10 protein-coding genes are annotated in these 12,705 nt (G+C 65.6%); 4 read left to right on the top strand and 6 right to left on the bottom strand.

The features are described 5' to 3' along the window. Positions 1-19: 19 nt before the first annotated feature. On the top strand, positions 20-487 hold the full coding sequence (locus tag BM397_RS26020; protein ID WP_176806894.1) for a MarR family transcriptional regulator: 468 nt from the start codon (positions 20-22) through the stop codon (positions 485-487). A gap of 93 nt (positions 488-580) precedes the next feature. On the opposite strand, the gene BM397_RS26015 is transcribed toward BM397_RS26020, so the two are convergent. After that, entirely contained in the window at positions 581-1,663 is a 1,083-nt protein-coding gene (locus BM397_RS26015; protein ID WP_092430348.1) for an FAD-binding oxidoreductase, read from the bottom strand. Between the two features lie 6 nt (positions 1,664-1,669). After that, entirely contained in the window at positions 1,670-2,908 is a 1,239-nt protein-coding gene (locus BM397_RS26010; RefSeq protein ID WP_092430346.1) for an aromatic ring-hydroxylating oxygenase subunit alpha, read from the bottom strand. A gap of 156 nt (positions 2,909-3,064) precedes the next feature. On the opposite strand from BM397_RS26010, the gene BM397_RS26005 reads away from it, so the two are divergent. Further along, positions 3,065-3,943 carry a LysR substrate-binding domain-containing protein gene (locus tag BM397_RS26005; protein ID WP_092430344.1) on the top strand — a complete coding sequence of 293 codons (879 nt, stop codon included), beginning with the start codon at positions 3,065-3,067 and terminating at the stop codon, positions 3,941-3,943. Positions 3,944-4,024: 81 nt separating this feature from the next. Here the strand turns inward: BM397_RS26005 and BM397_RS26000 are convergent, their stop codons facing one another. The 3 genes from BM397_RS26000 to BM397_RS25990 form a co-directional block, all read right to left on the bottom strand. Further along, positions 4,025-6,586 (bottom strand): GcvT family protein, encoded by a 2,562-nt coding sequence (locus BM397_RS26000; RefSeq protein WP_092430342.1) that lies wholly within the window; start codon positions 6,584-6,586, stop codon positions 4,025-4,027. 119 nt (positions 6,587-6,705) lie between these two features. After that, positions 6,706-7,641 (bottom strand): electron transfer flavoprotein subunit alpha/FixB family protein, encoded by a 936-nt coding sequence (locus BM397_RS25995; protein WP_092430340.1) that lies wholly within the window; start codon positions 7,639-7,641, stop codon positions 6,706-6,708. A gap of 17 nt (positions 7,642-7,658) precedes the next feature. Beyond that, positions 7,659-8,408 carry an electron transfer flavoprotein subunit beta/FixA family protein gene (locus tag BM397_RS25990; RefSeq protein ID WP_092430338.1) on the bottom strand — a complete coding sequence of 250 codons (750 nt, stop codon included), beginning with the start codon at positions 8,406-8,408 and terminating at the stop codon, positions 7,659-7,661. A 310-nt stretch (positions 8,409-8,718) separates the two neighbouring features. Here BM397_RS25990 and BM397_RS25985 point away from each other — a divergent pair, with 310 nt between their 5' ends. Beyond that, on the top strand, positions 8,719-9,762 hold the full coding sequence (locus BM397_RS25985; protein WP_092430336.1) for a GlxA family transcriptional regulator: 1,044 nt from the start codon (positions 8,719-8,721) through the stop codon (positions 9,760-9,762). Positions 9,763-9,840: 78 nt separating this feature from the next. On the opposite strand, the gene BM397_RS25980 is transcribed toward BM397_RS25985, so the two are convergent. Then, positions 9,841-11,424 carry a BCCT family transporter gene (locus BM397_RS25980; RefSeq protein ID WP_176806909.1) on the bottom strand — a complete coding sequence of 528 codons (1,584 nt, stop codon included), beginning with the start codon at positions 11,422-11,424 and terminating at the stop codon, positions 9,841-9,843. A 610-nt stretch (positions 11,425-12,034) separates the two neighbouring features. Here BM397_RS25980 and BM397_RS25975 point away from each other — a divergent pair. Next, on the top strand, positions 12,035-12,705 hold a 671-nt coding region (locus tag BM397_RS25975; protein WP_143187078.1), incomplete at its 3' end, for an FAD-dependent oxidoreductase.

The raw sequence follows: 12,705 nt of genomic DNA, 5'->3' as shown, positions 1-12,705 counted from the left end.
GAAGCACACCGGGGGATCCATGACCGACAGCACCAGCGACCATACGACGCTCGCACCGACCACCCAGTCGCTGCCCATCGCGCTCATCCGCGCACGCGAGACGCTGCTGCGCGAGCTGCGCCCGATGCTGGCCGAGGCCGGGGTGAGCGAGCCGCAGTGGCGCATCCTGCGCGTGCTGATCGAGAGCGGCCCCTGCTCCGTGCAGGGGCTGGCCGAGACCGCCTGCCTGCAACCCGCCTCGGTCTCGCGCATCCTGCAGTCGATGGTCGAGCGGGCGCTGGTCGAACGGGTGCAGGACCGCGTGAACCGCAGGCGACAGGTGGTCTCGGTCACCGACGAGGGCCGGGCCCTGGTGGCGAGGTTCAGCCCGGTCTCGCGCGGAATTACCGACGCCTTTGCCGAGAGGTTCGGTGCCGAACGCTACCAGCAGCTGATCGCGCTTCTCGATGCCTTCATCTCGGATTGCGACGGGCCGACCGCCGATTGAGCCGTGCAGGCGTGAACGGGCGACGCGGACGGGCGATCATCCCTGAGGCGCAAGAGCGCTTCGGCGGAACGGCCTGTTCGCCGTCTCGAAAGACTAGAGCTCGATTTCGACCTTTCCGCGCGGGTTCGAGCAGCAGGCCAGGAAATAGCCCTCTTCGATCTCGTCCTCGGTGATGCCGCCATTGTGGACCATATAAACGTCCCCGGAGATCTTCTTCGTCTTGCAGGTGCCGCAGACGCCGAAGGTGCAGCCGGTCGGGATCGCGATCCCGGCCTGTCGGGCCACGGCCAGAACAGTTTCCGTTTCGGCACAGGATTGCTTCAGGCCAGAGCGGCTGAAGGTGACCTCTGCCATGATGTCCTCGTCGGGCAGATCGTCGTCGGGCACTGGTGCCTCGACGTGCTGCGGTCCCGGAATGGCAGGCGCGTGGAAGCTCTCCTGATGGTAGTGATCCATGTCGAAGCCGAGGCCCGCCAGAGCCTCGCGCACAGATTGCATGAAAGACTCCGGGCCGCAGCAGAAGACTTCGCGCTCGAGGTAGTCGGGTGCCATCAGGCCAAGCATGAGCTGGTTGAGGCGCCCCTGGTAGCCGGTCCAGGGCTGGTAGCGGTCCGGCGCGCTCACCACCCATTTCAGGTCGAGGCCGGCGATCCGCGTCGCCATATGCTCCAGACGGCGCTTGAAGATGATCTCCGAGGGCCGCCGCGCGCAGTTCACGAAGACGATGTCGCAATGGCTGCCGAGGTCGTAGATCTCGGTCGTCATCGACATCATCGGGGTGATGCCCGTCCCGGCTGAAATGAAGAGATACTTCTTGGCCGTGTGGTTGGCCGCGGTGAAATGGCCGGCGGGGCCATTTGCCTTGACCTTCATGCCGGGCCGGAGCGTGTCGATGATCCATCGCACCCCGATGGAGTCCGGCTGGGCCTTGATCGTCACCGTGAGCGACTTCGGGCGCGACGGTGAGGAGGAGATGGTGAAGGTCCGGTAGAGCGGGCCGCCCGGCACCGGCAGCTCCAGCGTCAGAAACTGGCCGGCATCGAACTCGAACGGCCGGCCGGAGGGGGCCTGGAAGCAGACGGTGACGACATTCTCGGATTCGGGCAGGATCGACACGCACTCCAGCGGTTCGTCGTCGGTCCAGTGGCCAAGGGGGGCAGGGCTTGAATTCACCATATCACGTCACTCCGCGGCCTGGGCGATGGGGGTATATGCGCTGCGCATCCGGTCGAGATACCAGCTGACGAACTGTAGCACGCCGTCTTCATGCGTGGCCGAATAAGGACCGGGCTCGTAGGCGGGCGAGTTGATGCCCTGCTGGTTGTCCTCGACGACGCGGCGGTCCTCGTCATTGGTGTGTTCCCAGACGCGGATCAGGTTCTCGAGATCGTAGTCCACGCCCTCGACCGCATCCTTGTGGACGAGCCAGGTGGTCTGCACCTCGGTCTCCTGCGGTCCGATGGGGGTCACGCGGAAGGTGATGGAGTGATCGGTCAGGAAGTGGTTCCAGGTGGTCGGATAGTGGAACAGCAGCAGCGCTCCGGCATCGAGCACGGGCACATGGCCGAGCCGTTTCTGCACGGCGATCTTGCCACTCACCGTGTAGCTCTGTGCCCCGTCGAGCAGCGGCATGCGGGCCACGCGGTACTGGCCATCGCCACCGACCTTGAAGCGCGACGGGGCGCCGGCGGCCTCGAGCCGGTTGAAGTGGCTCTCGACCTTCTCGGGGAAGGTGCCGTCGGGGCTGACGCCGGTGATCGAGGGATCCTCGGGATAGGTCAGGCACAGGTCGGGGTGGTTGCCGGCGCAGTGGTAGCACTCGCGGTTGTTTTCCCAGACCAGCTTCCAGTTGCCCTTCTCGATGATCGTCGACTGGTGCGCGACCTTGGCATTGGAAAGATCGTGCACGCCCAGGTAGGGGCGCACGGTCTCGGCGAAGGCGTCGAAATCCGGGGCCTCGTCGACAAGGCAGATATAGACCAGCCCCGAAAGCTCGCGGCAGTGCACCGGCTTCAGCCCGTGTTTCGAGGCGTCGAAATCGGCGGCCATGTCGCGGGCCCAGATCAGACGGCCATCGAGGTCGTAGGTCCATTGGTGATAGGGGCAGGTCAGCTTGGCGACATTGCCCTTGCTAGCGGAGCAGAGGATCGAACCACGATGGCGGCAGGAGTTGTGGAAGCCGCGGATCTCGCCCTTGGCGTCGCGCAGCACGATCACGTCAAAAGCGCCGACCTTCAGACGCTGGTAGCTGCCGGACTTGCCGAGCATGCAGGCCGGAAAGGCATAGAGCCAGTCGCGGTAGAAAATCGCCTGCAGGTCCGCCTCGAAGATCTCGGGGTCACCGTAGAACGGCTGCCGAAGACCATGTCCGGGCCGGTGCTGGTGGAGCAGTTCGGAAAGCGGGGCGGTCTGGCTGGCCATCTTGAATCTCCTGCCGGGGGAGTGAGTTTCGCGCCACAAAGCCACTGCGCTGCTCACCTGGCAATTGGCAAAAAATTCATCTGAGATTAGCCTTAGTAAACTCACTGCCACCATGATCCAACTGCGACTCTTGCCAGACAAAAGCGACCTGACGATATGCGAAAGCCCTATGATCTACCGTCTTTAGGCGACCTGGCCTGTTTTGAATCGGCCGCCCGGAATCTGAGCTTCAAGCAGGCTTCGGCCGAGATGAACGTTACCCCTGCTGCGGTCAGTCACCGGATCAAGGCGCTCGAGCAGGATCTGGGCCAGCCATTGTTCACGCGGCAGTATCGGGGCGTGGAGCTGACAGAGGCGGGGGCCTTGCTGTTCGTGTCGCTGCAGCGGGGATTCGAGGGGATCTCCGACAGCGTCGCGCGCATCCGCAACCGCCGGGATCGCACCGCGGTCTCGATCGCGGCGACGACCGCGATGAGCGGCCTTTGGCTGACTCCGCGGCTGGCGGCTTTCTGGAAGGCGCATCCCGGGGTCGCGATCTCGCAGGTCATCGAGGACAGCGGTCGGGTGACCGGCGTGGACCTCAGCATCCACTACGGCGATCCCGACCGGGAGGACGACGAGACCCGGCTGCTGTTTCGCGACCGGATCCTTGCCCTCGGAAGCATGCAGTTCGCAGAGACCCATAGGATCGCGAAGGTCGCCGATCTATCCGAGGTGCCGTTGATCCGCATTCACTCGGGGGCGAACGAATGGACCGGCTGGCACGAATGGTTCGCCTCGCTCGGTCGGCCCGGGCCGACGGGTCCGGAGTTCGCGCTCAACAACTACCTGATCGGCCTCAAGGCGGCGGAGGATGGCATCGGCGCGGTGCTGGGGTGGGAAGGATTGCTGCACGGATATCTCGAAAGCCATCGCCTCGTGCAATTGGTGCCAGAGGCGATGGAGTCGCCCTATCCCTTCTATCTGCGGATCCATGCGGGCGCTTCGGCCAACGCGCGGCTGTTCGCTGACTGGCTCGCGGAGCAGGAGGGTTAGGGGCCTCCGCACGCAGCCCCGAAAACTGAAACGCCGGCGGGGTGTCCCGCCGGCGTTGTCTTTCTCAGGTGAGCCGGCAGATCAGCTGCGCGGCTTGCTGTTCTCCGGATCGTAGAGCGGCGCGTAGCCGATGCCGGCGACCTCGACCTCGAAGGGCTCGTCGAAATAGGTCACCTGCAGCTTGCGCCCGACCTGGCAGTAGTCCCAGGGCAGGTAGGCCAGCATGATGTTCTTTCCGATGCTGGGGCCGAAGGCCTGCGAGGTGGTGTAGGAACGGCGGCCGAGCTCGTCGACCAGCACTTTCCCGGTTTCGGGGTCCATGACCGGCATGGTGTTGACCGGGTAGCGGGCGACACCCTTGCTGTCGAGGTTGTCGTTCATCACCAGCGTGCAGAGCATCGCGGGCTGGTGCTCGCGGGCGCGGAACTCGACGTGCTTCTCCTTGCCGCGGAAGTCGGCCTCCTTGACCTTCGGACGCGAAAGGTCGGCCTCGTAGAGGTTGTACTGCGTGTGCAGGTCGGCGTTCTGCAGGCGCAGCGACTTCTCGAGGCGGCGCGAGTTGGCGTAGGTCTCGACACCCACCGCCATGACACCCGTCGAGCGCAGCGCGTCCCAGACGGCAAGACCGTCTTCGTAGGGCATGTGCAGTTCCCATCCCTGTTCGCCGACGTAGGAGATGCGGAAGGCGGTGACGGTCTTGCCGGCGATCTCGATCGGCTTGATGGCCGCGAAGGGGAAGTTCTCGATATCGAGGCCGGCCGGATCCGCGACCACCTTCTTGAGGTTCTCGCGGGCGTTCGGGCCCCAGATGCCGATGGTGGTGAAACTCTCGGTGACGTCGGTGATGGTGACGTCGAAGCCTTTGTCCATCGCGGTGCGCTTCATGTACTCGAGGTCGCGCGGGCCGGCGTCGGCACCGTTCACCAGGCGGCAGCGGTCGCCCATGCGGAAGACGGTGAAGTCCGCCCGCACGTTGCCCTCGTCGTCGAGCATGTGGGTGTAGATGCCCTTGCCGACCATGTTGTCGCCGCCGATCTTCGCGGCGCAGAGCCATTCCATCAGCGCCACGTGATCCGGGCCCTCGATGTCGGTCATGTGGAAGTGCGACAGGTTGATGATGCCGCAATCGGCGCTCATCTCCAGCTGCTCGGCGTTGGACACGCGCCAGAAGTGGCGGTTGTCCCACTCGTTCTCGCGCACCGGAACTTGATCGGCGTATTTCTCCAGCAGGTGCTCGTTGGCCGCATAGCCATGCGCACGCTCCCAGCCGCCGAGTTCCATGAAGTAGCCACCCAGCTCGACCTCGCGCTCGTAGAAGGGCGAGCGGCGGATGCCACGGGCGTTGCCGAAGGGCTCACGCGGATGGACGGGCGGGTTGTAGATTTTCGCGGCGGTTTCCTCGCAGCGACCCCAGATGAAGTCCTCTTTCAGTTGGAAGTCCTGGAAGCGCGAATAGTCGATCGCGTGGTGGTCGATGTGGGTGCGCCCGTCGGTCATCCAGTCGGCGATGAGCTTGCCCATGCCGGGGCCGTCCTTGACCCAGATCGCCACGGCGTACCACAGGCCGCGCAGCTTGCGGCTTTCGCCCATCGACGGGCCGCCATCGGTGGTGGTCTGCAGCAGGCCGTTGAACGAGTGGCTCTCGTTGAAGCCGAGCTCGGCGAGGATCGGGGTCAGTTCCATGGCCTTTTCGAGCGGCTCGATGACGTCTTCCAGCACGAGGTCGCGCATCGACGGCCCGAGGCGCGCCTGGCCCTTCTCGAGGATGTCGCGCGGATGCACCATCCGCACGTCCTTCTCGTAGTAGTAGCCCCATTCCATCTGGCCACCCTCGGTGGTCGCGGGATCGCCGGTGTCACGCATGTAGGCCGAGTTGCCCTGGTCGCGCAGCAGCGGACGGCCGATCTCGAGGCCGGTGCCGGCGAACTCGTCGTAGGGTCCGAAGAAGGTCAGCGGGTGATCTACCGGCATGACCGGCAGGTCTTCGCCCGCCATTGCGGCGATCAGGCGGCCCCAAAGGCCGGCACAGACCACGACGTGATCGGCCATGATGGTCCCGCGCGAGGTCTTCACGCCCGTCACGCGGCCGTTCTCGGTGAGCAGCTCCAGCGCCGGGGTGTTGGCAAAGGCCTTGAGCTTGCCGGATTTCTCGGCCTGATCGACCAGCTTGCCGGCGACGGTCTGCGAGCGCGGAATGACGAGGCCCGCATCCGGGTCCCACATCGCGCCCTGGATCTGATCCTCTTCGAGAAGCGGGAATTTCTCCTTGGCCTCGGCAGCGGAGATCATCCGCACGTTGGTGCCAAAGGCACGGCCCGAGTCGCAGCGGCGCTTGAGCTCTTCCATGCGCTGATCGTCACCGACGCGCGCCACCTCGAGACCACCGATGCGCGAGTAGTGGCCCATTTTCTCGTAGAAATCGACCGAGTACATGGTCGCCCAGGTGCTCAGCAGATCGTGGCTGGTGCAGTAGCAGAAGTCCGAGGCGTGGCCGGTCGAACCGATGTCGGTGGGGATGCCGGACTTGTCGATGCCGACGATATTGTCCCAGCCGCGCTCTACCAGGTGGTGGGCGACCGAGGCGCCGACGATGCCGCCGAGACCGACGATGACGACATTCGCGCGTTCAGGAAAGGAAGACATGGGTGCAGTCCGCTTGTTCGAGGGGAGTACGCAAGTGATAGGGCTTGGCGCGGCGCGCTGATGGCGCCGAACCGGCATTCACCGCGCGGAAAACGACCGTCTTCCGCGCGAAAGGGAAGTCAGAGCTGACGCTCAAGTTCCGGCAGCACATCGAAAAGGTCGCCGACCAGACCGTAGTCCGCAACCTGGAAGATCGGTGCATCCTCGTCGGTGTTGATCGCGACGATGATCTTGCTGTCCTTCATGCCTGCAAGGTGCTGGATCGCCCCGGAGATCCCGCAGGCGACGTAGAGGTCGGGGGCGACGACCTTGCCGGTCTGGCCGACCTGGAAGTCGTTCGGGGCATAGCCCGCATCGACCGCCGCGCGCGAGGCGCCGACGGCGGCGCCGAGCTTGTCGGCGACCGGGTTGATCACCTCGCGGAACTTCTCTTCCGAGCCGAGCGCGCGGCCACCCGAGACGATGATCTTCGCCGAGCTCAGCTCGGGGCGGTCGCTGGACGAGAGCATGTTCTCCAGGAAGCTCGAAAGCTCGGCACCTTCGGTCCCGGCCTCGACGGCCTTGATCGGCGCGGCTGCGGCCCCGGCGGCGGCGGCGGCGAAGCCGGCGGTGCGTACGGTGAGCACCTTCTTGGCCTCGGTGCTCTGCACCACCTCGATGGCATTGCCGGCGTAGATCGGGCGCTTGAAGGTGTCGGCCGAAACGACCTCGGTGATCTCGGAGATCTGCATCACGTCGAGCAATGCGGCAACACGCGGCAGGACGTTCTTGCCGGTGGTGGTGGCCGGTGCGAGGACGGTATCGTAGCCCGCCGCGAGCCCGACGATCAGCGCCGCGCTTGCCTCGGCCAGGCGATGCTCGAGCGCATCGCTCTCGGCCAGCAGCACGCTGCGCACGCCGGTCAGTTGCGCGGCAGCCTCGGCGGCAGGGGCGGCGCCCTTGCCGGCGATCAGGATGTCGACCTCGGGGCCGATCTGCAGCGCGGCGGTCAGCGCCTTGGCGGTCTGCTCGGAAAGCGTGCCGTTGTCGTGGTCTGCGAAAAGAAGAATAGCCATGGTGTAGGGTCCCGCTCTCAGATGACGCCGGCTTCGGTCTTGAGCTTGTCGAGCAGCTCGCCGACGCTGCCCACTTTCACGCCCGCCGCCCGCGCCGCGGGCTCCTCGACGCGCAGCACCTTGAGGCGCGGCGCGGTCGATACGCCGAAGTCCTCGGCGCTCTTCTGGTCGAGCGGTTTCTTCTTGGCCTTCATGATGTTCGGCAGCGAGGCGTAGCGCGGCTCGTTGAGGCGCAGGTCGGCAGTGACGATGGCCGGAAGCGCGATCTCGATGGCCTGCAGGCCGCCGTCGACCTCGCGGGTGACCTTGGCGCGGCCCTCGCCCAGCTCCAGCGCGGAAGCAAAGGTGCCCTGGCTCCAGCCGAGCAGCGCCGCCAGCATCTGTCCGGTCTGGTTGCTGTCGTCGTCGATGGCCTGCTTGCCGAGGATGACCAGACCGGGCTCCTCCTGCGCGGCGACCGCCTTCAGCAGCTTGGCGACGGTTAGCGGCTCCACCGGGCACTCGGTGGTGATCAGGATGGCGCGGTCGGCGCCCATGGCGAGCGCGGTGCGCAGCACGTCCTGCGCCTGTGCCGGGCCGATCGATACGACGATGACCTCGTCGGCCTTGCCGGCTTCCTTGAGGCGGATCGCCTCTTCGACGGCAATCTCGTCGAACGGGTTCATCGACATCTTCACGTTGGCCAGATCGACGCCCGTGCCATCCGCCTTCACGCGGATCTTCACGTTGTAGTCGACGACCCGCTTCACCGGGACAAGCACCTTCATGTCGCTTCCTCTCTGCCGTGACCCGAGCGTCGCCGGGGATTCTTTGCCCGCGGATGCGGGGGGTTCCTGCGATCTGACCGAGAACAGGGGCGACGGCCCGGGGCCTGTCGCAAATCTCCGCCAGTGTTCATCCGACCGGGGTAGACGTCGCGTTTCGGCCTTGCAGGGGCGCGTTTGGCGAAGTCGATGCCGATTTCGTAGCGCAGAGTATTGCGACGAAACGCTGTCGAAAGACAGGACATATGCGTCACGCGGGGATGAGGGCTACGACAGCCCGCCGAAACGTCCCCGTGCAGCCCGGAGCGCCAGCATGACCCATCTCCTTGCACCGCAGAAAGCCACCTCGCGCGCGGCGTCCTCCCGGGCCATCCGGCGCGGGCCGGAGGATGCGCGCCTCTCGGTGGGGTTCATCCTGGCCAAGCGCTTCACCCTCTGCGCCTTTGCCAATTTCGTCGACGTGCTGCGGCTCGCGGCGGACGAGGGGGACCGCAGCCGTCCGATCCTCTGCACCTGGACGGTGCTCTCGGACACGATGGACGCGGTGCCTTCGAGCAGCGGCATCACGGTGCAACCCAAGGAGCGGCTCGGCGATCCGACGCGCTTTGACTATATCGTCGTGGTGGGCGGGCTGATGGACGACATGCAGACGCTCGGGCCGGCCTACACCAAGTTTCTGCGACAGGCAGCAGACGCGGGCGTGCCGCTGGTCGGGGTCTGCACCGGGGCCTTCCTTCTGCACGAAGCCGGGCTGATGCAGGGCTACCGCTGCTGCGTGAGCTGGTTCCATCACGCGGATTTCCTCGAGCAGTTCGAGGGGCTCAATCCCGTGGCGGACCAGATCTTCGTGGTTGATCGCGACCGGCTGACCTGCTCGGGCGGCGCTAGCTCGGCGCATCTCGGGGCCTACCTGGTGGAAAAGCACGTGGGGCGCGCGCAGGCCAGCAAGAGCCTGCACATCATGATCATCGACGACGCGCTGCAGGCCGAGAAGCCGCAGCCCGGGATCACCCTCGGTTTCAAGACCCGCGACCCGATCGTTCTGCGGGCGCTGCAGCTCATGCAGCAGACCATCGACACGCCGCTTTCCGTCGAGGAGATCGCGCGTCGGATCGGGCACAGCAAGCGGCAGCTGGAACGGCATTTCCGCAGTGCGCTGGACATCTCACCGCAGGCGGCATTCCTCAACATTCGTCTGTCGCTGGCGCATCACCTTCTTCTCACTGCGGAAAAGTCCATTGCGCAGGTCGCGGTGGATTGCGGCTTCTGCGACTCGTCGCATCTGAGCCGGATGTTCCGGCGGCGCTTCGGCTGCACTCCGCAGGCGTTGCGGCAGGAGCAAGGCCTGGCGGCCTGACCCCGGGCACGCTTTCTCTAAAACAAAAGCGCCGCGGAGGGGGCTCCGCGGCGCTTCCGTCTGGCTAGGGCGCGCGTCTCAGCGCGGCTCGCTCGCAAGCCCCCGCCAGATCGCGACGCACATCACCAGCAGCACTATGGTGAACGGCAGACCGGTCGAGATCACCATCGACTGCAGCGATTTCAGTCCGCCCGCCGAGAGCAGCAGGACCACAGCGACGATGCCTTCGAAAATGCACCAGAACACCCGCTGCGGAACCGGCGCGTCGACCTTTCCGCCCGAGGTGATCGTGTCGATCACCAGCGAGCCCGAGTCGGACGAGGTGACGAAGAAGACGATGACCAGTACGATGCCGACAAAGGAGGTGATCGCGGTCAGCGGCATGTCGTCGAGCATGGCGAAGAGCTGCAGCGGCAGATCGGCCTCCTGCACGGCGGTGTAGCTTTCCTGCACGACCTGGCTGATCGCCGCGCCGCCGAAGATCGACATCCAGATCACGCAGACGAGACTGGGGATCAGCAGCACGCTGATGAGGAACTCGCGCACGGTGCGGCCGCGGCTGACGCGGGCGATGAACATGCCGACGAAGGGCGACCAGCTGATCCACCAGGCCCAGTAGAACGACGTCCAGCCCTGCATGAAGTTGACGTCCTCGCGGCCGACCGGGTTGGACAGCGCGGGCAGGTACTCGAGATAGGCCAGCAGGTAGTCGCCGGTATTGGTGAGCAGCAGCAGCGTCGGCCCGGCGCAGAGCACGAAGAGCAGCAGCAGCAGGGCGAGGCCCATGTTGATCTCGGAGAGCAGCTTTACCCCGGCTTCGAGCCCGCGGATCACCGAGAAGAGCGCGATCGCGGTGATGCCGATGATCAGCACGATCTGCGTCGTCTCGCCCACCGGCACGCCGAAGAGCTTGTTGAAGCCCGCGTTGGCCTGTGCCGCGCCGAGGCCGAGCGAGGTGGCAAGCCCGAAGAGCGTGGCGAAGACTGCGAGGATGTCGATGACATGGCCCGGCCAGCCCCAGACCTTTTCGCCGAAGATCGGGTAGAAGGCGGAGCGGATCGTCAGCGGCAGGCCCTTGTTGTAGCTGAACAGCGCGAGGCTGAGGCCGACCACTGCGTAGATCGCCCAGGGGTGCAGCGCCCAGTGGAAGATCGAGGCCGCCATCCCGAGGCGCACCGCCTCCGCCTGGCTTGCCGCGGCGCCGAGCGGTGCCCAGTCTGTGCGCGCGCCGGCCTCGCCCATCGCCGTGCCGCCGAGCGACGAGCCGAAATGGCTGAGCGGCTCGGAGACACCGTAGAACATCAAGCCGATGCCCATGCCGGCAGCAAAGAGCATGGAGAACCAGCTCAGGTAGCCGAAATCGGGCCGCGCGTCGCGCCCGCCGAGACGCACCTTGCCATAGGGGCTGATGACCAGCACGAGGCAGAGCAGAACGAAGACATCGGCGGCCCCGAGGAACAGCCAGTCAAACCCCGTGGTGACCTTGGTGAAGAGCGTGCTGAAGAGGGTTCCCGCGAGCTCGGGCAGGGCGAGGGTGAAGGCCACGAAGGCGATGACGGCAAAGGCCGAGATCGCGAATACCGGGTTGTGCACATCGAAGTAGATCGGACCGACCGACCCCTCGATATTGTCGCGGCCGATCGTGTAGTCGGTCTGGATCAGGCTTTCGGCGGGTGGGGACCCTAGGTCCGCGGCCTTGTCATCGGTGTCGGTGGGATAGGTCAAATGAGGCGTCCTCTGCTGGTAAGGAGCCCTTCGCCATTATGTGTCCGGAGACCTCTGCCCGTCTTACTGCGGGAAATCGTACTGTGCCGGCGTAGCGTGCGCGGCTGGGACCTTTACAGCGGCTCTGAGCCCGGACAGGCGGCAGGCATCTCTGCGATCAGGAGGTTATTCAGCGAAGCGCGCGCCGAGGGCAGAACCGGAACGACAGAGCGCCGGGATCTTCGCGACGCGGTCTTCGGATAGAGGCCCGGAGTCGCGGTGCCGGGGCGGGAAAAATCTACCCGTTTGTCGGCGCATATCGGAAAATTAAGTGGCATAACTACATGGTTTAAAACGATGTTCTGGGCATTCCGGGCCCCCGGCTCTCACTGTAAGTCGCGGCGCTCGGCGGCATGATCACGCGCATCGCGCTGCCGCGGGCGAGGCCGGACAATTGCGTCACCGCGCCCGGCGCAAAGATCCGATCACACTGTCGCAAAAGCTCACGCGGCGGGCCGCAGGTCTCGCTAGGGATAGCGGATCGCCATTCCAAGCCCGGGGCCCGCCGATGACGCGCTTCAACGCCTTCACCCTTCTCAAGAACGCCGTGACCGGTCACAAGGACTGGACGGAGCAATGGCCTGACAGCCAGCCGAAGGCCGCGTATGACGTGGTGATCGTCGGGGCGGGCGGGCATGGTCTGGGCGCGGCCTATTACCTTGCGACGCAGCACGGGATCACCAATATCGCGGTGATCGACAAGGGCTGGCTCGGCGGCGGCAACACCGGGCGCAACACCACGATCATCCGCTCGAACTACCTCTACGACGAGAGCGCGCGGCTGTTCGATCACTCGGTGGACCTGTGGCAGAACCTTTGGCAGGAGCTGAACTACAACGTCATGTACTCCAACCGCGGCGTGCTGATGCTGGCGCACAACGTGCATGACGTGCAGAGCTTCAAGCGCCACGTGCACGCCAACCGCCTCAACGGCGTCGACAACCGCTGGCTGACGCCGGAGGAGTGCAAGGAATACTGCCCGCCGATCAACATCTCCAAGGACGCGCGCTACCCGGTCATGGGCGGCGCGCTGCAGGAGCGGGCGGGCACGGCGCGGCACGACGCGGTGGCCTGGGGCTATGCCCGCGGCGCGGCGGCGCGCGGCGTCGACATCATCCAGAACTGCGCGGTGACGGCGATCCGCCGCAACCCCGACGGCTCGGTGGCGGGCGTGGAGAC

This window comes from Alloyangia pacifica (genome assembly GCF_900116195.1).
GTDB lineage: Bacteria > Pseudomonadota > Alphaproteobacteria > Rhodobacterales > Rhodobacteraceae > Salipiger > Salipiger pacificus.
This window is presented reverse-complemented; position numbering and strand designations above follow the sequence as displayed.

What these genes read in the sequence shown, in the direction of transcription:
- BM397_RS25995 (WP_092430340.1), bottom strand. Translation starts at nt 7,641, where the DNA reads ATGGCTATTCTTCTTTTCGCAGACCACGACAACGGCACGCTTTCCGAG.
- BM397_RS25985 (WP_092430336.1), top strand. Translation starts at nt 8,719, where the DNA reads ATGACCCATCTCCTTGCACCGCAGAAAGCCACCTCGCGCGCGGCGTCC.
- BM397_RS26005 (WP_092430344.1), top strand. Translation starts at nt 3,065, where the DNA reads ATGCGAAAGCCCTATGATCTACCGTCTTTAGGCGACCTGGCCTGTTTT.
- BM397_RS26020 (WP_176806894.1), top strand. Translation starts at nt 20, where the DNA reads ATGACCGACAGCACCAGCGACCATACGACGCTCGCACCGACCACCCAG.
- BM397_RS26010 (WP_092430346.1), bottom strand. Translation starts at nt 2,908, where the DNA reads ATGGCCAGCCAGACCGCCCCGCTTTCCGAACTGCTCCACCAGCACCGG.
- BM397_RS26015 (WP_092430348.1), bottom strand. Translation starts at nt 1,663, where the DNA reads ATGGTGAATTCAAGCCCTGCCCCCCTTGGCCACTGGACCGACGACGAA.
- BM397_RS25990 (WP_092430338.1), bottom strand. Translation starts at nt 8,408, where the DNA reads ATGAAGGTGCTTGTCCCGGTGAAGCGGGTCGTCGACTACAACGTGAAG.
- BM397_RS26000 (WP_092430342.1), bottom strand. Translation starts at nt 6,586, where the DNA reads ATGTCTTCCTTTCCTGAACGCGCGAATGTCGTCATCGTCGGTCTCGGC.